The organism is Paenibacillus sp. FSL F4-0243 (assembly GCF_037963295.1).
Taxonomy (GTDB): domain Bacteria; phylum Bacillota; class Bacilli; order Paenibacillales; family Paenibacillaceae; genus Paenibacillus_AQ.
In genome coordinates this window covers 1,795,375-1,814,705 of the sequence record NZ_CP150151.1, presented here as the reverse complement: position 1 = coordinate 1,814,705, position 19,331 = coordinate 1,795,375, and the positions used below count along the sequence as shown (strand labels likewise).

General features: G+C 44.5%; 16 protein-coding genes. 3 read left to right on the top strand and 13 right to left on the bottom strand.

From position 1 onward, the window contains the following. The first annotated feature begins 18 nt into the window (after positions 1–18). The 3 genes from NSS87_RS08160 (at position 19) to NSS87_RS08150 (ending at position 3,582) form a co-directional block, all read left to right on the top strand. On the top strand, positions 19–1,233 hold the full coding sequence (locus NSS87_RS08160; protein ID WP_339246154.1) for an AGE family epimerase/isomerase: 1,215 nt from the start codon (positions 19–21) through the stop codon (positions 1,231–1,233). Next, positions 1,233–2,405, top strand: coding sequence for a glycosidase (locus NSS87_RS08155; RefSeq protein WP_339246152.1), 1,173 nt, complete (start codon positions 1,233–1,235; stop codon positions 2,403–2,405). The genes NSS87_RS08160 and NSS87_RS08155 overlap by 1 nt, the downstream gene beginning before the upstream one ends. Before the next feature lie 274 nt (positions 2,406–2,679). Continuing rightward, on the top strand, positions 2,680–3,582 hold the full coding sequence (locus tag NSS87_RS08150) for a manganese catalase family protein (protein WP_076284263.1): 903 nt from the start codon (positions 2,680–2,682) through the stop codon (positions 3,580–3,582). 63 nt (positions 3,583–3,645) lie between these two features. Here NSS87_RS08150 and NSS87_RS08145 read toward each other — a convergent pair whose 3' ends face one another. From NSS87_RS08145 to alaS, 13 genes are all read right to left on the bottom strand, one after another. After that, a complete protein-coding gene (locus NSS87_RS08145) occupies positions 3,646–4,206 on the bottom strand; it encodes a GNAT family protein (protein WP_339246150.1) in 561 nt (186 codons plus the stop codon). A 59-nt stretch (positions 4,207–4,265) separates the two neighbouring features. After that, positions 4,266–5,330 (bottom strand): LacI family DNA-binding transcriptional regulator, encoded by a 1,065-nt coding sequence (locus tag NSS87_RS08140; protein ID WP_339246147.1) that lies wholly within the window; start codon positions 5,328–5,330, stop codon positions 4,266–4,268. A 45-nt stretch (positions 5,331–5,375) separates the two neighbouring features. Next, a complete protein-coding gene (locus NSS87_RS08135) occupies positions 5,376–6,683 on the bottom strand; it encodes an ABC transporter substrate-binding protein (protein ID WP_339246145.1) in 1,308 nt (435 codons plus the stop codon). A 22-nt stretch (positions 6,684–6,705) separates the two neighbouring features. Further along, positions 6,706–8,586: a sensor histidine kinase gene (locus NSS87_RS08130; RefSeq protein WP_339246143.1), complete on the bottom strand. Its 1,881-nt coding sequence runs from the start codon at positions 8,584–8,586 to the stop codon at positions 6,706–6,708. A gap of 164 nt (positions 8,587–8,750) precedes the next feature. Then, positions 8,751–10,928 carry a methyl-accepting chemotaxis protein gene (locus tag NSS87_RS08125; RefSeq protein WP_042186088.1) on the bottom strand — a complete coding sequence of 726 codons (2,178 nt, stop codon included), beginning with the start codon at positions 10,926–10,928 and terminating at the stop codon, positions 8,751–8,753. A gap of 317 nt (positions 10,929–11,245) precedes the next feature. Then, positions 11,246–12,577, bottom strand: coding sequence for a U32 family peptidase (locus NSS87_RS08120; protein WP_042186086.1), 1,332 nt, complete (start codon positions 12,575–12,577; stop codon positions 11,246–11,248). Positions 12,578–12,674: 97 nt separating this feature from the next. Next, on the bottom strand, positions 12,675–13,607 hold the full coding sequence (locus NSS87_RS08115) for a peptidase U32 family protein (RefSeq protein WP_339246139.1): 933 nt from the start codon (positions 13,605–13,607) through the stop codon (positions 12,675–12,677). Positions 13,608–13,663: 56 nt separating this feature from the next. Then, a complete protein-coding gene (mltG, locus tag NSS87_RS08110; protein WP_231573402.1) occupies positions 13,664–14,713 on the bottom strand; it encodes an endolytic transglycosylase MltG in 1,050 nt (349 codons plus the stop codon). 178 nt (positions 14,714–14,891) lie between these two features. Then, positions 14,892–15,200, bottom strand: a complete 309-nt coding sequence (locus tag NSS87_RS08105) for a DUF1292 domain-containing protein (RefSeq protein WP_076300046.1) — start codon at positions 15,198–15,200, stop codon at positions 14,892–14,894. Then, the gene (locus NSS87_RS08100) at positions 15,193–15,501 is read right to left on the bottom strand and encodes a DUF1292 domain-containing protein (protein WP_038569507.1); all 309 of its coding nucleotides are present in this window, start codon (positions 15,499–15,501) and stop codon (positions 15,193–15,195) included. Before NSS87_RS08100 ends, NSS87_RS08105 begins: the two co-directional genes overlap by 8 nt. A gap of 13 nt (positions 15,502–15,514) precedes the next feature. Then, on the bottom strand, positions 15,515–15,931 hold the full coding sequence (gene ruvX, locus NSS87_RS08095) for a Holliday junction resolvase RuvX (RefSeq protein WP_042193474.1): 417 nt from the start codon (positions 15,929–15,931) through the stop codon (positions 15,515–15,517). After that, positions 15,931–16,206: an IreB family regulatory phosphoprotein gene (locus NSS87_RS08090; RefSeq protein WP_042125473.1), complete on the bottom strand. Its 276-nt coding sequence runs from the start codon at positions 16,204–16,206 to the stop codon at positions 15,931–15,933. The genes ruvX and NSS87_RS08090 overlap by 1 nt, the downstream gene beginning before the upstream one ends. A gap of 316 nt (positions 16,207–16,522) precedes the next feature. Next, a complete protein-coding gene (gene alaS, locus NSS87_RS08085) occupies positions 16,523–19,156 on the bottom strand; it encodes an alanine--tRNA ligase (RefSeq protein WP_076300047.1) in 2,634 nt (877 codons plus the stop codon). Positions 19,157–19,331: the final 175 nt, after the last annotated feature.

Here is a 19,331-nt window from a genome sequence, read left to right as displayed (position 1 = left end):
AGGAGTGACTACTTACCAATGATTAATTCACCAGAATTATGGTTGACCCAGCTTGAGGATGAGCTACAGGGTAATATTCTTAGTTTTTGGATGAAACAGACGAAGGACGAAATCAATGGCGGTTTTGTTGGTAAAATCGACAATCAGCTGAACATTGCACCTGACGCGGAGAAAAGCCTTGTGCTTAATGCCCGTATTCTTTGGTCCTTTGCCAGCGCTTACCGGAACTACGGCAAGACAGAATATCTGGCCATGGCAGAGCGTGCCTATGCCTATTTGATGGATCATTTCATCGATAAGGAGTATGGCGGATTATACTGGATGGTGAATGCTGAAGGCAAACCTTCTCAGGAGAAAAAACAGATCTACGGCCAAGCTTTTGCTATCTACGCATTGGCTGAATTCTACCACGTGACTGGACGGCCTGAGGTGTTAGATGAGGCCATTCAAATATTCCGGCTTGTTGAGAAATATGGCTATGATTCAACTTATAAAGGTTATGTTGAAGCTTTATCTCGGGAATGGCAAATCACGGATAACCTCAGTCTTAGCAGCAAGGACTTGAATGAAAAAAAATCTATGAATACCCATCTGCATGTTCTGGAAGCGTATACCGGTCTCTATCGAGTATGGAAGTCAGAGGAGTTGGCGAGTACGCTGGCTGAGCTAATCGAAACGATGCTGGACCATATCATTGATAACGAAGGCAAGCATTTTCATCTTTTCTTAGATGAGGCATGGAATGTAAAGTCAGATATTATCTCCTATGGACATGATATCGAAGGCAGCTGGCTGCTTGTGGAAGCCGCAGAAATACTTGGCGAAGAAAAGCTGCTACAGCGTGTTCGAACCGTCGCTATCTCCATGGCAGAAGCTGTTCTTGCAGAAGGTATAGATACCGATGGCGGGATATGGAATGAAGCTGATCCGAGCGGATTGCTAAGCAAAGATAAAGATTGGTGGCCGCAAGCGGAGGCGGTTGTTGGATTCTATAATGCTTATCAGCTGACCGGTGACAGCAAATTTAACGAGGCTGCCCAAGCCTCCTGGACTTTTATCGATAAATATATGGTGGATCACAAACAAGGCGAATGGTACTGGGGCGTGGACGAGAACCATCTGCCCCTCCCTCACGCAACCAAGGTTAGTGCCTGGAAATGCCCTTATCATAACAGCAGAGCCTGCTTCGAAATGATCGCACGACTGAATTCAACCCTAAAGGAGACTGTATAATGTCATCGTTATTTCATGAACGCAAACAACAATTAACAGAACGTTATGAAGCGCTGATCACCCGTAAAAATGAAAAGCTTCCTTGTGGAAACGGTATTTATGACCGTTATGTTTATCCACTGCTTACCGCTGAGCACGCTCCTCTAATCTGGCGTTACGACTTCAACCCTGACACTAATCCTTACTTCGCTGAAAGAATCGGCGTCAACGGCGTTTTCAACCCGGGTGCCATTGCACTGAACGGCAAATTCTATCTCGTTGCCCGTGTTGAAGGCAATGACCGCAAATCTTTTTTTGCTGTAGCAGAAAGCGACAATGGCGTAGACGGCTTCCGCTTCTGGGATCATCCAGTCGTGTTGCCTGAGACAGAAGTTCAGGATATCAACGTTTACGACATGCGCTTAGTAAGTCATGAAGATGGCTGGATCTATGGCCTCTTTTGTACAGAACGCAAAGATTCAGACGCCCCACACGGTGACCTTTCCAGTGCAGTAGCACAATGTGGTATAGTTCGCACAAAGGATCTGAAGACCTGGGAACGTCTGGCCGATCTTAAGACAGGTTCTGCTCAACAGCGCAATGTCGTGCTCCACCCTGAATTTGTGGATGGAAAATACGCCTTCTACACTCGCCCACAGGATGGCTTTATTGATGCAGGCTCCGGTGGCGGTATTGGCTGGGGACTCTCGGATACGATTGAGGATGCCGTGATTACAAGTGAGACAATCATGGATGAGCGCCACTACCATACCATCAAGGAAGTTAAGAATGGCCAAGGTCCAGCTCCAATCAAAACACCAAAAGGCTGGTTGCATATCGCACACGGTGTGCGAAACACTGCCGCTGGGCTTAGATACGTCCTTTATGCCTTTTTATCTGATCTGGAGGAGCCAAACAAAGTCACACATTCACCAGGCGGTCATTTCATCGCACCAGACGGTGAAGAACGTGTCGGTGATGTCTCCAACGTTGTATTCTGTAACGGTGTAATTGCACGCGATAACGGTGAGATCTATATCTACTACGCTTCCTCCGACACCCGCATCCATGTAGCAACAACTACGGTTGATCAAATGTTAGATTACGTACTGAACACACCAGAAGATCCACTCCGCTCTTATGCTTGTGTAGAGCAACGTATCGCCCTCATCGATCGTAATTTAGCGCTGTAAATAAGAGTTCAGAGTCCTTAAAAATCAACAGAGCAGCGATTCTCCTTAATGGAGGGTCGCTGCTCTGCGTTTTTGATCATTCTGTGTCCCCTAGCACGTTACTATGGGTATTTGATAGTGTTTACTAATGCTCTTTCGACTTGTAAATCTGTTCATGGATACTCCCTTATTGTTGATAAATATCCATACTTTTTAGCCGTTTAATGATTAATTCCTATAGATTAAGCTCAAAATAGCTCAGTAATCCCCTAACTCCAAGGAGGCTGAGATATAAATGTTCAAACGTATGGATGAGATCATGATCGAAATTCCTGAAGTTGAGAAGCCAGATCCCAATGCTGCTGCCGCTGTACAAGAACTGCTTGGCGGAAAGTTCGGAGAAATGTCGACCCTTAACAATTATCTCTATCAATCCTTTAATTTCCGTTCAAAAGACAAACTGAAACCCTTTTATGATTTGGTGATGAGTATAACAGCGGAAGAGCTAGGCCATGTGGAGCTAGTTTCGCATGCCATCAACAAATGCCTTCGAGGGTCAACAAGTTATAAAGAGCCAGATTCCACCCCTCTAGGGTCCGTAAAAGATGCGCGTTTATCCTATCACTTTCTGGCGGGGGCTCAAGGTGCTATGCCTTTTGATTCAACGGGGAATCCATGGACCGGAGCAAATGTATTTAATAGCGGCAACTTAGTGGAAGATCTGCTACATAACTTCTTCCTCGAATGTGGAGCCAGAACACATAAAATGAAAGTTTACGAAATGACGGACCATCCAGCTGCACGTGCTGTAGTCGGATTCCTCTTAGTGCGCGGTGGTGTCCATGTGGTCGCTTATGCCAAAGCCATTGAAATCGCAACAGGTGTTAATGTGACGAAACTCGTGCCGGTTCCTTCGTTAAATAACAAATCGTTTAGTGAAGCGAAGAAATATGAGGAGAAAGGTGTGCATACAAAGCTGTACACCTGGAGTGACAGTGACTTCGGCGCCATCGATCAGATTTGGAAGGGAACCCACCCAGAGGATAACCTCCCGCTTGAAGTCATTAAGGGAGCACCTAAAGGCTTCCCGATCCCCGTAGCTCCTGCAGTCGAAGAGGAGTTCGCCCCAGGAATCTCCCCCGAAGACTTTAAAGAAATTGCCAAACGCCTCAAAATGGCTGGAAATATTACCGAATAATATTTAAAATGAATCTGGTGAGGAATTTACGCAGCGTCTTCCTCACCATAGGTTCACTTTTTTTTAATTGTACAAAGCCCGATATTCATCCTCCAGCATAGACATCAGAATCATGTTATGAAATTCTCCGTCTACATAAAGAGCATCCCGCTCCACACCATCGTGCTTGAAACCAAGCTTCTCATAGACATGAATGGCTCTTGGATTAAAAGGATATACACCCAGATGGATACGATGCAGCTTCAAGGCTTCAAAGCCATATCGCAGCATTTGAGTCATAGCCTCAGTACCGTAACCCTTCCCTCTATGTTCATGACTACGAATTCCAATTCGAATATTTGCGCTACGGTTGTCCGGATCTATTTCGTTCAGAACCACTTCTCCAATAAGCTCATCCGTTTGCTTGACGATAATCATAAGATCCACACGATCCTCAGCTGGAACACTAATCTTTCGAATCCATGCCGAAGTTTGCTCGCGAGAGATTTCCCCTTGCGACCCTGTTAGACGACCCATCTCATCATCAAGTAAAAATTCGTAATAGGCCTCCAGATCGGACTCTCCTACACCACGCAGATGAATATTTTCGCCTTCGATCTTAGGTATTGCAACTGCTTCTGACATAACTGAATTCCCCCTAACCAAAATTCCATGGCTTTCAATTATTTTTAATCGGCTGATTTCTAGTCTCTCGGTATATCCACAGAATCACGATGCACTATGTCTGCTGCAATCAGGATCTTCTCCAGTGGTGCAGAGGGATGCCCAATCCGACTTAGCAGTTTCTCCACTGCCGCCCGGCCCATCGCTTCTTTAGGGACATGTACAGTAGTAAGCGGCGGAACGCCTCTTGAGGCATCCTCAATATTATCAAAGCCCGTGACCGAGATATCCCCTGGAATATTAAGACCTTCTGCCTTCAGGATATCACTGACCGTAAGTGCTGTTTTGTCATTGGCGCAGACCAAGGCGGTTGGGAGTGTCTTAGCTTTTTTCCGCTTCATCACCCAATTTTTAAAATCCTCTTGGAATACATCTTCCTCCACCCCTTCTAAAAAGAGATTCGCATCATCTTCCAAAGGCAGTCTTATCCCACTCTCCTCCAGCGCACTCCGGAAGCCAATCCACCGATCCCGAAAACTGCGTGAAAATCCAATATTCCCGATAAAATGCATTTGTGTATGGCCTGTCCCCATCAAATGATTAGTAAGTCGAGCCATGGAATCCACATTGTTCGCGAATACAGTATCACTTGGAATTAATGGATCTTCATGGTCAATCAACACCATCGGCAGACCGATGCGATGTACCTCAAGTAGTATGGAAGTGGAGATTTCGCCCACACCTACCAAACCAAGAATCCCGCTTGGGTTCAAGATATTCACGAAATTATCCGCACGATTCTCAGAGATGATCACCATTCCAAGTCCTTCTTGATCCAGCGCAAGGGCAATACCGTCCACAATTTTCCCCCAATACAAGGAATCCTGAGTTTGCGAGCGGATATTCGGCATTAATACAAGCACAGATTGCTTATTCCGATCACTCCCCCCTACCGGAGGAGTACGCTTGACACCTTGGACAAAAGCATTTTTTTGCGTAAAATAGCCTAACTGCGAAGCCGCTTGAATCACTCGTTCTCTGGTCGTCTCATTAACGCCAGCTTTACCAGATAGTGACTTGGAGACAACAAATTTGGATACACCGAGATGATCAGCTATTTTTTGCATGGTGACCTTTTTAGCCATATTAAACCCTCCAGAGATTGTAATAAAATTAATGTTAAACTAAAGTTAAGGCTGAGAAGTTACCTGTGTAGCTACCCGCGCTTCCGTCCATTTTGCATTTAATTCGTCAAAAGACTTTTGTAAATCAGGCGCAGCAAGTAACTCTTGAATATAATCTCCGGACCAAAAGGACAGCTTAGCTCCATTTGCCAGATCGATGAACGCATCACTTTGTACCGTGCCATAAACCAGCTTAGGTTCATAAGATAAAAATTCACGGTACTGCGGCAAAAAAGGGTTCAGACTACCATCAGCAGGAAGGAATCCCCAATCATCTGAATACGAAGTCTCTTTTACAAAAAAATTCAACCAAGCCATAGCAAGCTCTTTATTCTTACTGTATTTGCTAACACCCACGAACCAGTCTGGATTGATCGGCGCATAGTGAGTACTGCTATTATCATAAGGAAATGGGAAGAATCCGATATCATCTGGTGAAGCCCCCACATCAAGCACTTGTCCAACCGCCCAATTTCCAAGTAAATACATGCCAGCTTGACCTTTAGCGAGTCTAGTCTTAGAGATCTCCCAATTGTTCGAGAAGAGTTCATTCTCTACATAACCTTTAGCAATTAAGGTTCGAGCAATGGAAATGGATTTCCCCCACTCATTATTAAGCTGCCATGGACTATCCTCATTTACCATATTATTTAGGTACTCAGGGTTGCCTGTCATATAATTGACCAGACTATTTCCCCATTCACGCAGTGGCCAGACGGCTCCATAATTCATATACAGCGGGATAATTCCAGCCTCTTTTAATTTAGCGCAAGCTTCGTAGAATTGATCCAGTGTCTGTGGAACTGCGGTAATTCCTGCTTTTTCGAAGGACCTTTTATTATAGACAATCCCTACCGTGGTAGTTCCCGTAGATAGCCCATATCGCTTACCATCATAAGTAGCAAAAGAAGTGAAGCGCTCACTAGCCGAAGTTTCTTCATCCAACGGTTCGAAAAAATAATCCAGTTCCTTTGATGGTAGATTCACAGGAAGCAAAAGTACATCTCCGGCGTCCTTGGTGGACAGTCTTACCAGAATGTCCGTCGCGTAATTGGATAAACCTTCAAATTCAACATTCGCTTCGGGGTACTTTTGCTTAAATTGGTCTGCGTACCCTTGAAAGGTTCCGTTCTCAATCAGATCTATTCGATTGGTCATCATGACTATGGTGCCGGATAAGTCAGACTTCACCTCGTTTCCAACTGGAGGCACTGTAGATTCCGTCTGCTTGGTGTTGTTCTCACAGCCACTAATCGATAACAAAATGAGAAGCAGCAGTATGGTACGCGTAGTCCAGTGTAATCTCATCCCCATCAACGGACAGCCTCCTCTTATTTCAGTCAGATAATCTATTCATTTCCGATTCCAGCAACGGCAGTGACAAAATAACATCCGTCCCTTGTCCAAGCTCACTATATACCTCAATTCCAAAAGCCGCTCCATAATGAAGGCGCACTCGCTGCTGTATATTTTTCATACCAATGCCCCCATTGATACTTTTCTTAGGAGGACTTTCTTTCTGCAGCCCATCGTTCAATCTCTCCAAAGTGATCTTATCCATTCCACAGCCATCGTCCTTAATATGAAAGAACAGCATTTGCTCAGTCATCTCACAACGGATACTTAAATGCATTTGTGGTTTATTATCATCCAAGCCATGATAAGCAGCATTCTCTATGATCGGCTGGAAGACCAGCTTGATAATAGAGTAATTATCTAACTCCTTCGGTACGTCGATCTCGAGTACGAAACGATTAGGGTAGCGACAGTTCAGCAGCTCAACATAATTGCGTACATATCCAAGCTCTTGCTTCATTGTCGTTTTGCCACTCAAATCACTTGTACTATACCGTAGCAGTTTACCTAAAATTGAGATCATGTCCGCAGCTTCAATATCATCATTGAGCTCAGCGGTCATTCGGATCGACTCCAGCGTATTATAGATAAAATGAGGATTAATCTGACTCTGCAGTGCGTGAAGCTCCGCTTCCTTCTTCTGTTCTTCAATTCGGTAGATATCCTGAATTAACTGCCTGATCCGAGCCAACATTCGATTAAACTGATGCCCGAGCAGACCAATCTCGTCACGCCGTCTAACCCTAAACATCACATCTAGATCGCCGCCCTGAACCTTTTTCATCAGTTGAATCATCTGCGATAGTGATTTAGTGAGTGCAAAGGAAAGGATAATGGAGATAATTAACGCAAGTACAATGATACTTAATGTAGCAGCGAGCGTTGTATTACGGGTTACCTTCACATCCCGCATTAGCACATCTACAGGAATCGAAATAATGGCCTTCCAATTGGTCTTGCTAGAGCTTGAGTAAATATTCAGAAAATCTTTTCCGTTGACTGTATCATAGAAACTCCCGGATTTCCCATCGACCCTTTTGAATAGCTCTGAATCAGATACATCCGTGGCAAGAAGTTTTTTGTCACTGTCGTACACGACCATCCCCATCTCATCAACGATCAAAGATTTGCCATGTGTTACTTTATCCAGCTCCGTAACCCGATTCTCCAAATTGCTAATATTTGCTTCAACCGCGATCAGCCCAATCGGATTTAACAAACCATCCACGATTTTGCGAACAACGGTAAAAGCATATCGAGTGCTCTGCAAATTACTCGTAAATGATTGGGTACCAAACAAAAGGGCCTCTCCGCTGGAATCCTTCGTCTGCTGACTCCAGTACTTATAGCTTTGATCGAGGTCGAGCCGCACTCCACCATCCTTGGCAGAATAATAACCATTCCCATGCGCGTCAAAAATATAAACCGTGTTCGCGCCTCGCTTAATATTGTTAATAAATGAAATGTTGCCTTCTATGCCCCGCTGAATGGACAACAGTAAATCAAAATCTCCGGGTAACAATGTAGCACTGCCTGATTCGCCACCCATGATCTCTTTCTGCTCATGATAGTGGTTCGAACGAATTAAATTTTGTTTAATATCGTTCACATAGGCTGGCATAGATGAAATACGCTTCATATCTTCGATATAATCATCTACTCCATCCATCATTTGATCGATTAACTTCTCAGAATAAGCAATGGTGTTGCCCTGAATAGATTCTGAATAACTCTTATAAGTAAACACACTAATGAAGGTAAGCGGAAGGGTAATAATTATTAAAAAGACGAGGAGCAGCTTGCGTTCCATACTCATGTCCCCGATAACGGACCACCAGCCAAAGATGCGTTTACCTTTCATACGGTCCTTCTCCTTAGCCCTTTTTTACCTAACTTGTTATTATTATTTACCTAACAAAATTATTATACGGGGAAGTCCTTCTTTACACAATAACAAAACCGCTTCCTCATAACGAAGAAGCGGTTTTGTTATGTAAATCATAAAAAAATTAGTTAGGGACCCACTTATTTTATCGTGAATAATGACAGTTTGTCTTTTAACTGTCCTGAAGCACTTTCCAGCTTGCCTGACAATGAAACGAGTTGATCACTTACACTTTGCTGTTCATTACTGAGTGAAGCCACTTCTTCGGAAGTCGCTGATGATTGCTCAGCTACAGCACTTACGTTACCCATTGCTTCCGACAACACAACCTGTGAATGATTCAAGCTACTGATCGCTGTTGTCACCGATTCCAGACTAGTAATGAACTCATCCATCTGTCCCTTTACGGATACAAAGATATCGCTCGTGCTCTTCACTGCGCTTATTTGCTCTTTAAAGAGAGGTGCCACTTCAGATAATACAGCTTCCGTTTCGTTCATTTCCGTTATGATCTTGTCGGTGATTCCGGCTACAAGAGCAATAGACTGCTTCGATTGGTCGGCAAGCTGTCTTACCTCACCTGCTACCACCATAAAGCCCTTGCCAGCTTCGCCTGCACGTGCGGCTTCTATCGTCGCATTCAATGATAAAATATTCGTCTGCTGTGTGATACTCTTCATCACATCCAGCACCTTAATCACTGAGAATACTGTTTCTTTCAAATTGTTAACACGTTCTACAAGCGCACCTGTCTTTTCCCCAGTACGGCTAGTCTGATCCAGTAAATCCGTTAATTGCTTGGCACCTTGAGCACTAGCTTCTCCAACCCCGCGTGCTGCCTCATCCATCTCACTGTTGGCACTAATCACGGTCTGCATTTGCGTAGCTATCACATCTGTAAGCTCATTACCACGTTCAGCTTCAAGTGCCAGACTGCCTGCTCCTCCAGCAATTTCTTCCGTAGCGGCTGCGATTTCCTTCGCAGAAATAGCTGTCTTACGCGATGCTTCTCCAAGCTCGCCAGCGGTCTCCAGTACATCTCGAGCAGTTTCTCTAGTTTGCGATACAAGCTCAGTAATACGCTCCATCATCAAGTTAAAGGAGGCTGATAGTTGTCCAATCTCATCCTTAGACACATATTCTGTACGTACACTTAAATCTCCGCTTGCACCTTGAACCATAAGATCCTTCAATCGTGCCAGAGGGCGAGCAATCATACGAACCATCCAAATCCCGATCAATATCGCAAGCAGTGCTGCGCCAGCAGCTGTAATAAACGTCGTCAACAGAATCGGACGGGCTTCCTTCACTAGCTCGTCTGTAGGCACTACGCCTGATAGCTTCCAATCCGCCCGTATCATCGGATTAAATACCGCCAGAATTTCTTTTCCGTTTGGATCTTTAGCTTCTAGGCTATTATTATTTTTCTTACTCTCTTTGATAAAAGAAAACTCGGATGGCTTTCCATCGTCTATCGAATTAGAAGAAGCTACAACTGTACCTTCAGGAGATACTAGTTGAATACGGGAGCCATCTCCCAGCTTCACACTTGCAAAAGATTCCTCCAGCAGTGTGTTTTTCAACACAAGCATGATTATGTATCCTTTTTCTGATCCCAGATTTTTAAGGGATCTTACCATAGCAATCTCCTTATCTCCATTTCCTTGAATAGAAGTGGAGAACCAAATATTCTTGGCGCCGCCTTTGTCACCGTCCGAATAATATGAATTATATTCTTTGGTGTCTTCTACTAACTTCTTGTACCATTCTTGTTCACGTAATCCGTCAAGACTAATGCCAGCACTACCACTTGTAACGATATCCTGCTCAGGTGTCTCTGGAATCAAAGAGACACTGATAATATTATTATCTGTTGTTGTCTGACTGGACAATTTCTTACTTATTGCACTTGTTGCTTCAAATTTCTCGTAAGCTGTTTGTGCAGTAGACAAAGCCTTCAGATCCGTTTGCATCTGCGCATCAAAATAAAGCTGTAATGCCAAGTTCTCATACTGTTTCAAGGTAATATCCAGCTTCTCAGCAGTCTGAATAATAGTCTGACGATAGGCTTCTGATACGTTATTCTTTATCGTTGTTTTCGCCTTCGAATAAGATATAAGTCCAAGTGACATAACTACGATTACAGTGGAACATAGGAATATTAGAAATAACTTCACACCGACGGATTGGATAGGATTAACTCTCTTGATCTGGCTTCCCCAACCCAACATCATTTTCTTAGCATCTAACTTTGATGTCTTTCCTGTACCTACTTCATTGCTCTGTACATTTACGGATTTTTTATTGTTCTTCTTCATCTCTCTAACCTTCTCTCTTTATGCTTTTCACTAATACTATCTTGATCAGGATCCCCATCATGATCATCTACCCGCTAATATTAGAGGACATATGAAAGCGCTAACCATACTATATATCGGTTTATTAGGCCTTTTTTCTTAGCTTTACTATACTTTTTTTATAACTTTTAACCTATGTATTCTGAAACAAAAAAACTCCCTTCGTTCTACCCTCCTTTTGGATTTATTTGTTAGTTACTAATATATATATCTTATTGTTAGCTTTGTCAAAAGAAAAACAGGGATGCTCTTATAGCAAAGAACATCCCTGTATCTTATTAAGATTTTCTCTTACGCATCATATCAAAGTATGCTACCGGCTGATCTACCTTCATGCGTACACGTTGCAGAGGATGACGGGCTGCGTCAAGCGGGTTACCTGCTTCATCCCACAATTCGGCTACAGTCTGCTTAAAGAATGTATCATTGGGTCCGAAGAATTCAACTTCCTGCCCTGGCTTGAAGTGATTGCGTTGCTGAATGAGCGCCATTCCACTCTCAGCATCGTATTCTAGTACAAGTCCGGCAAAATCATAAGGAGCTGCTTTTTCTTCAGGCTCATAGATATGATCTTCATGATCCGGAGTATCATAGAAGAACCCTGTGTTAAGCGGACGATTCGCCGCTTTATTCAGCTCATCCAGCCACTCTTGCTTCAACTCATATCCTTCCGGATCAGCCATGTAAGCATCAATAGCTTTACGATAAGCGTTAACTACAGTAGCTACATAGTGAATCGACTTCATTCGTCCCTCGATCTTGAAGCTGTCAATGCCTACTTCAATGAGTTCAGGGATACTTTCCAGCATGCACAAATCCTTAGATCCCATGGAGAAAGGATTATCTCCTTGCTGATGCAGTGGAATCTGAGTTACACCCGGAAGCAAAGGGGCCGGAGATTGTGCTTCAGCTTGATCTTCTTCAGATACCCAAGTGCCTTCAGGACGCGCATCCTCGAACAAATCATATTTCCAGCGGCAAGACTGACAGCAGCCTCCGCGATTGGAGTCACGATCTGTAAAGTGATTGGATAATACGCATCGACCGGAGTACGAAGAGCACATCGCACCATGGATAAAGCTCTCGATTTCAATGTCAACATGCTTCTTAATCTCAGCGATCTCTTCCAGGCTTGTCTCACGTCCGAGTACTACACGTGGCAGACCCTCTTCTTTCCAGAAGGATACCGCTTGCCAGTTCAGTGTAGACTGCTGAGTACTCAAATGTACCTCTAATCCAGGAACTAAACGGCGTGCTGTATCTACAATGACCGGATCAGCAACTATAATAGCCGCAATGCCAACTTCATATAAGTTACGCAGATATTCTTCAATCCCTGCGACATCTTCATTGTGAGCATAAATGTTCGTTGCAACAAATACCTTAGCGCCGTATTTCTTGGCGAATTCAACACCTTCACGCATTTCCTCAAAGCTGAAATTGTCTGCTCCTGAACGCAAACCGTATTTCTGCCCTCCGATATAAACAGCATCCGCACCATAGTGTACTGCGAATTTTAATTTTTCCAAATTACCGGCCGGAGCTAGGAGCTCCGGTTTGTCCAGACGGTAACGTTTGCCCTTGTATTGCGGCTTTGTCATGGTTCCCATTCCTGTTCTCCCCTCCATCGCCCCACAAAGTGATGTCTATGCATGCTTACTGCACCTAGTCTTTGCGGGGAACTAAAAAACTCTCATTAAATTAAACTTAATATACTTGCTCTTTATAGAAAAATCCGAAGCTTAGCTCCCGTTCTGGATCCTGCAACGTTCTGATAGCTTCCATCCAATCCTCTTGGAAAGAATATGCTTCTGGATCAGCTACGTAGAGATCAATAGCTCTGCGATAAGTCTTAACAACCGCCACATTATACGCTGTTGATTTCAACAATCCTTCAATCTTAAAACTCTGTACGCCTGCAGCCATAAGGATATGAAGATCCTCCAAAATACAAATATCTTCCGAACTCATAATATGTGTACCGTTCTCGTCTTCATAGATTGGGAACTTTTGGTCATCTCGTTCTGCCTCGATCAAAAATAGACCACGTTCCTTACCAAGACTACCGCCCTCGCTTGGACGTCCTTGATGTGACATATAGCTTTCTACAAGCTTACGCTTGGAATGGTATATATTGGTCATGCCGTGAACCTGAACCTGTGCCTCTACCTCTAAAAGCGGAACCATTTCCGTCATTTCATCCATATTCAGCTCACGGGCAAGAACGACGCGAGTAGCACCTTTACGCCCCCAATAATTCGCGGTTGCGTAATTGGTAGAGGTCATTTCCGCATTCCAATGCAGATTCATGCCTGGTGCTTCCTTCTTCACTGTGGTTAACACAGCAGGATCACCGAACTCAACACCGTCAACACCAAGTTCACCTATAGCCTTCACATAGGCAGGGAGCTCTTCGAGAAGAAGGTTGGACATGAGTCCACCTAGTCCAGCATATACTTTGCAGCCACGCGCATGTGCCATTTCTACAGCAGCAGCTGTATCCTCCAGAGAGAAATGTCCAGCAAGACGCATGCCGAAACGGTCATCCCCGATGAGCAATGCATCTGCTCCGGCATCCAGCAAAGCAGCAGCTTCCTCTAAGGATGCTGCTGTCGCCAGCAATTCCGGTTTGTTAATCATGTTGTACCTCCTACTTGTACAGTTATTTCAACCGCACCACTCTTCATTTTAATATTTTATTTCGATTCTTGCTTACTTTTTTCGATATTGGCTAAATGTTCCTTGTAGGTCTTAGCAAACAAATGGCCCTGTGTACCATCTTTCTTAGTCACATAGAAGTAGTACTCAGATGCCTCAGGTTCAAGTGCCGCCTGAATGGAGGCCAGCCCTGGGTTACTAATAGGTCCCGGAGGAAGCCCAATATTTCTATACGTATTATAAGGACTGTCAACTTCCAAATCTTTATATAACAGTCTTTCCTTCTGTTTGTCGAGCAAATATTGAACCGTAGCATCAATCTCCAGCTTCTGCTCTTTCTTTAAGCGGTTATATATCACGCCAGCAACTAATGGTCGTTCACTATCTACCACAACCTCACGCTCGACTAACGAGGCCACTGTCAACAGCTCATGAAGTGTCATTCCACGTGCTTCTAGCTTTTGCTTCCAATTCGGAATCGTGTCCAGTTTCTTCTGGAACTGATCCAATAATGCCTCTACAACTTCCTGCGGCGTACTATCCTTGGCTAGTTCATACGTTTCAGGGAACAAATACCCTTCAAGCCGATGACGAAGGTTCTTATTCTGCGGGATACCTAGAACATCAATTCCCTTCAAGCCCGTACCGGTATCCATTATTTCGAGAAAAATAGCAGCATCCTGATTCCAAGCCTCAGCAAGCTTCTTGGCAATCTGCTCAGCAGTATATCCTTCCGGAATCGTAAAAGTTACGGTCTCTTCCTTAACAACATCACCCGCGTTTAACCTCTCGATGAGCTCGTCATAGGTGTCTCCTGGACTAGCAACATAAGTACCAGCTTTGAAGCTGGAACCTTCTTTGGTCCATTTCAAATATCCCTTAAAAAAAAGACTGTTCCGAATAATGCCATTTTGTTCGAGCAGATCAGCAATTTCAGCGCTGCCCATGCCCTTCTCTATCGTAAATGTTACGGCGGGTCCTGCAGGTTCTACCGGTTGCATCCCGTTCCAAATGTACCAAGCGCCTCCGCCTCCTGCTGCTACCAGCAAAAGAATAACAATAAGCACAGTACGGATTGCGGATTTCAAGTCAGGTTCCTCACTTTCCGACTATAAAGTATAAAAGTGTACTACTAAAAATTCAATACATATATTTCATGATCATGATTGTTGTTTTAATTATATTGATCGTATTCCAAGCAAAAAGAGCGCGGAATTCTCCGCCCTCTTCCGTACTCATCATAAATGTAACATACATGTTTAAAGTTTATTCTGCATCGTCCACTGGAAAAGTCATCTCATCATATAGCTCAGAGATGTCTTCCCACTCTTCATCGTCCACGATGTTCTCTAGTTCCGGAAGTCCGTTAGGAGAGACAACGATACGCAGAATTTCATATTCCACGTCTTTACCGGTGCCTTTCAGCACCGCATAGCCAATACCACCGACTTCAAATTCGGCGATAATATCGTAAATGGAAGACTTGCCCTGCTCATCTTCCAGTTCTACTGTTTCTCCATAGGCTTCCTTAAGCCGCGAAGTCCATACCGCTTGATCAGCGGATACATCAGTCATTCTCAGATCCTCCGTCCAACTCGTCAACCAGTGTGTTGAAAGTCTCTTCGACAATCGCCCACTCCTCGTCATTATCGATCATGAACAATTGAAGATCGTCGCCTTCTTCCACATAACGGAACGCATAAACCTCATCGGTTTCCTCGTCCTCGGAATCAAGCGGAACCACCATCATGTACTTAGCGTCCGAGCCATCAACCTCAAACTTCATAATGACCTCGAATTCCTCTTCATTACCTTCCTCATCAGGAATATAGATAATTTCCGGTTCTTCCTCTTGGCCAATCTGTTCGTTTGTCATATCCTCGCACCCCTCACCTTTTACTGTTAGCATCCAAAAAATTTTGCAAAATCAGGGCTGCAGCCATTTTGTCCACAATCCCTTTGCGTTTCTTCCGGCTGACGTCCCCTTCAATCAGCACCCGCTCTGCGGATACCGTCGTCAGACGCTCATCCCAAAGGTGTACGGGCATTGCAAATTGCTCCCGTAGCTTGTCAGCGAACTCTATGCAGATTTCGCCCCGGGGTCCTACTGAGCCGTTCATATTCTTCGGTAGACCAACTACAATCTCTCCAATTTCGTGCTCCGTAACAAGTTCACGAATACGTTCGAACTCATTACCAGTACCGCGGCGCTCAATCGTTTCAAGAGCTTGTGCCGTCCATCCAAAAACATCGCTTGTGGCTACACCGATTCTACGGTCGCCGTAATCCAATCCTAACTTCTTCATCATCTGGGATTATCCACCTTGTGATTGACGAGGTAGAATCTAACCAGCTCTTCAATCAGCTCATCACGTTCTTTTCTCCGGACCAAACTTCTCGCATTGTTATGACGCGGAATGTAAGCTGGGTCTCCGGAAAGTAGATACCCTACGATCTGATTGATCGGATGATACTCTTTCTCCACCAGTGCATCGTATACAGCGAGCAATATTTCCTGGGGAGAAGCTTCCTTTTCGTCGCCCTTCACATTGAATTTGACCGTTTTGTCCATGGAGTCCATTTGTGACACCTTCCTTCTGCAAAATCACCCTAAAAGGGCGGCTTCGCAAAGTTGCTACTGTGCAGCTCACTTGCTTCCTTTATCATAACATATTCATAGCCCAACGAGGAAATCCTGCGCGTGGAATAACGCTTTTTTTGGCATTTCCTCTACAAAAATAATGATATTTTTGGCTTTTAAGCTATTGTCAAGCACAACTATTCATGAAAATCTAACCACCTGTTAATAAAGAGTAGCGGTACTGATGTCAAACTCTCAGTACCGCTATGTTTTTTCGTAATACGTTTAAATTAAGAAATAGTTTCGTAATTTTTATTTATGCTAGGGAAGCCACTAATTCTTCTGCTTTAGCCAGTGCCTCGCCAAGCTTGGAGGCATCTTTACCACCAGCTTGTGCCATATCTGGACGTCCGCCACCGCCGCCACCGCATACTGCTGCGACTTCTTTAACGATCTTACCAGCGTGGAAGCCCTTCTTCACCAGATCCTGTGGTACAGCTACAACAAAGTTCACCTTGTCGTCCATGGCAGCACCCAGAACAAGTACAGCATCCGGGAGCTTCGATTTCAATTCATCTGCAGTAGAACGCAGAGCGTCCATATTTCCTGCTTGAACAGCAACAGCAAGAAGCTGTGTACCTGCACCAACCGTCTTCACACTGCTTGTTAGTTCAGCGGCAAATGTTGCGCTCAGCTTAGATTGCAAGGATTCATTCTCACGCGAAAGCTCACGCACTTGGTTATGCAATGCTTCAATCCGTTTTGGAACGTCGTTCAGAGAAGACTTCAGTAGACCCGCAGATTGCTTGAGCAGATCCAGTTGGCTCTCAGTGAACTGATAAGCGTAACGTCCAGTCACTGCTTCGATACGGCGCACTCCGGAACCAATACCACTTTCACTAAGCAGCTTGAAAATTCCAATTTGAGACGTGTTGGATACATGGCATCCACCACAAAGCTCAAGGCTGTAATCGCCGACTTGAACGACACGGACAATATTGCCATATTTTTCACCAAATAATGCCATGGCGCCCATAGCCTTAGCTTCGTCAATTGGCTTGTTCTCAATGACTACATCAAGGCCACGCCAAATTTGTGCATTCACACGATGCTCGATGTCGCTTAGTTCTTCCGGTGTAATCGCTCCGAAGTGGGAGAAGTCAAACCGTAAACGTGCACCTTCTACTAAAGATCCTGCTTGGTTGACATGACCGCCAAGAACCTCTTTGAGCGCTTTATGCAGTAGATGAGTAGCTGTATGGTTCTTCACGATATCTTCACGCTGTGCACGATCCACTTCAGCGCGAACCGATTCGCCTACTTTCAATTCTCCAGCTTCCACAGTTACCAAATGTACATGTTGACCATGTGGAGCCTTGAACAATCCTTTAACCTTAGCTGTAACTGAACCGCCAGTAAGCAGACCTGTGTCACTCACTTGTCCGCCACTTTCAGCATAGAACGGTGTTGCCTCAAGAATTACTTGGCACTCAACGCCTTCGCCAGCGGTATCGACCAATTCATCACCCACAACAATAGCCATGATTTTCGACTCTGTTACCGAGTCATTATATCCAACAAATTCACTTTTAACCGTCAGATCCGCTAATGCACCACCTTGGATCTTCATGCTGCCACCGTCATGACGTGCAGCTCTTGCACGATCACGCTGTTCTTGCATAGCGACATCGAAGCCTTCACGGTCTACAGTTAATCCTTGCTCTGCTGCGAAATCTTCAGTCAGGTCAAATGGGAATCCGTAAGTGTCATATAGCTTAAATGCATCAGCGCCAGCAATCGTGCTGTGCCCATCTGCTTTTGCTTTAGCGCTGATCTCACCCAAGATAGCCAATCCATCAGACAATGTCTCATGGAAACGTTCTTCTTCTGTACGGATAATCTTGGCGATATATTCCCGATTCTCGACAACGGATGGATAATACACACCCATAATCTCACCAACGGTTTCCGTCAACTCATGCAGGAACGGACGATCCAGACCCAGGGTCTTTCCGTAACGAACAGCACGGCGCAGCAAACGGCGGATAATATAACCACGACCTTCATTAGAAGGAAGTACTCCATCCCCTACGGCAAAAGTAACGGTACGCACATGGTCAGCGATAACTTTAAGCGCGATATCCTGCTCAACATTATCTTTATAAGTTACACCAGCAAGCTCAGCTGTTTTTTGAATAATCGGTTGGAACAAATCGGTATCGAAGTTGGAATCTACATCTTGAAGAATGGATGCAAAACGCTCCAGTCCAGCACCGGTATCAATGTTCTTGTTCGGAAGCGGCGTATAGCTGCCATCCTTGTTATGGTTGAATTGTGAGAACACAAGGTTCCATACTTCGAGCCAACGTTCGTTTTCTCCACCTGGATACATTTCTGGATCGCTCATGTCGCTGCCATAAGCTTCGCCGCGGTCATAAAAGATTTCCGAACAAGGACCACAAGGGCCTTCGCCGATATCCCAGAAGTTCTCATCTCCCAGCTTAATGATGCGTTCTGCTGGTAAGCCCACTTTTTCATTCCACAGCTTGAATGCCTCTTCATCCTCAGCATACACAGTTACGGAAATACGTTCTGGATCGAAGCCGATCCACTCCTTTCCAGTCAAGAATTCCCAAGCCCATGTGATAGCTTCTTCTTTGAAATAATCGCCGATAGAGAAGTTACCTAACATTTCGAAGAATGTATGGTGACGGCGTGTCTTCCCTACATTCTCGATATCATTGGTACGAATACATTTCTGCGAGTTCGTCAGGCGCGGATTCTCAGGAATCTCACGGCCATCGAAGTATGCTTTCAGCGGTGCCATACCTGCGTTGATCCACAACAGCGAAGGATCGTTATGCGGTACGAGAGATGCACTAGGTTCAATCTTGTGACCTTTACTTTCAAAAAACTTAAGCCATTTGGAACGAATTTCACTTGCTTTCATTGTTTACAGCTCCCGTCTCATCTTTTTAATTCGGCTCATGCGCCAAATTGTACAAATTTTCTAAAAAATAAAAACAAAAAAACGCCCCTGAATAATTCAGGGACGATTAATATCGCGGTACCACCCTGGTTATCGCCTTGACCCAATTTACGGGAAAGTTAAAGGGCGATCGCCT

Excerpts from the sequence above, each read along its gene's own strand:
- NSS87_RS08150 (WP_076284263.1), top strand. The coding sequence starts at position 2,680 with ATGTTCAAACGTATGGATGAGATCATGATCGAAATTCCTGAAGTTGAG.
- NSS87_RS08135 (WP_339246145.1), bottom strand. The coding sequence starts at position 6,683 with ATGGGGATGAGATTACACTGGACTACGCGTACCATACTGCTGCTTCTC.
- NSS87_RS08155 (WP_339246152.1), top strand. The coding sequence starts at position 1,233 with ATGTCATCGTTATTTCATGAACGCAAACAACAATTAACAGAACGTTAT.
- NSS87_RS08140 (WP_339246147.1), bottom strand. The coding sequence starts at position 5,330 with ATGGCTAAAAAGGTCACCATGCAAAAAATAGCTGATCATCTCGGTGTA.
- NSS87_RS08160 (WP_339246154.1), top strand. The coding sequence starts at position 19 with ATGATTAATTCACCAGAATTATGGTTGACCCAGCTTGAGGATGAGCTA.
- NSS87_RS08145 (WP_339246150.1), bottom strand. The coding sequence starts at position 4,206 with ATGTCAGAAGCAGTTGCAATACCTAAGATCGAAGGCGAAAATATTCAT.
- alaS (WP_076300047.1), bottom strand. The coding sequence starts at position 19,156 with ATGAAAGCAAGTGAAATTCGTTCCAAATGGCTTAAGTTTTTTGAAAGT.
- NSS87_RS08100 (WP_038569507.1), bottom strand. The coding sequence starts at position 15,501 with ATGACAAACGAACAGATTGGCCAAGAGGAAGAACCGGAAATTATCTAT.
- NSS87_RS08090 (WP_042125473.1), bottom strand. The coding sequence starts at position 16,206 with ATGGACTCCATGGACAAAACGGTCAAATTCAATGTGAAGGGCGACGAA.
- NSS87_RS08105 (WP_076300046.1), bottom strand. The coding sequence starts at position 15,200 with ATGACTGATGTATCCGCTGATCAAGCGGTATGGACTTCGCGGCTTAAG.
- NSS87_RS08130 (WP_339246143.1), bottom strand. The coding sequence starts at position 8,586 with ATGAAAGGTAAACGCATCTTTGGCTGGTGGTCCGTTATCGGGGACATG.
- NSS87_RS08120 (WP_042186086.1), bottom strand. The coding sequence starts at position 12,577 with ATGGGAACCATGACAAAGCCGCAATACAAGGGCAAACGTTACCGTCTG.
- NSS87_RS08115 (WP_339246139.1), bottom strand. The coding sequence starts at position 13,607 with ATGATTAACAAACCGGAATTGCTGGCGACAGCAGCATCCTTAGAGGAA.
- NSS87_RS08125 (WP_042186088.1), bottom strand. The coding sequence starts at position 10,928 with ATGAAGAAGAACAATAAAAAATCCGTAAATGTACAGAGCAATGAAGTA.
- ruvX (WP_042193474.1), bottom strand. The coding sequence starts at position 15,931 with ATGAAGAAGTTAGGATTGGATTACGGCGACCGTAGAATCGGTGTAGCC.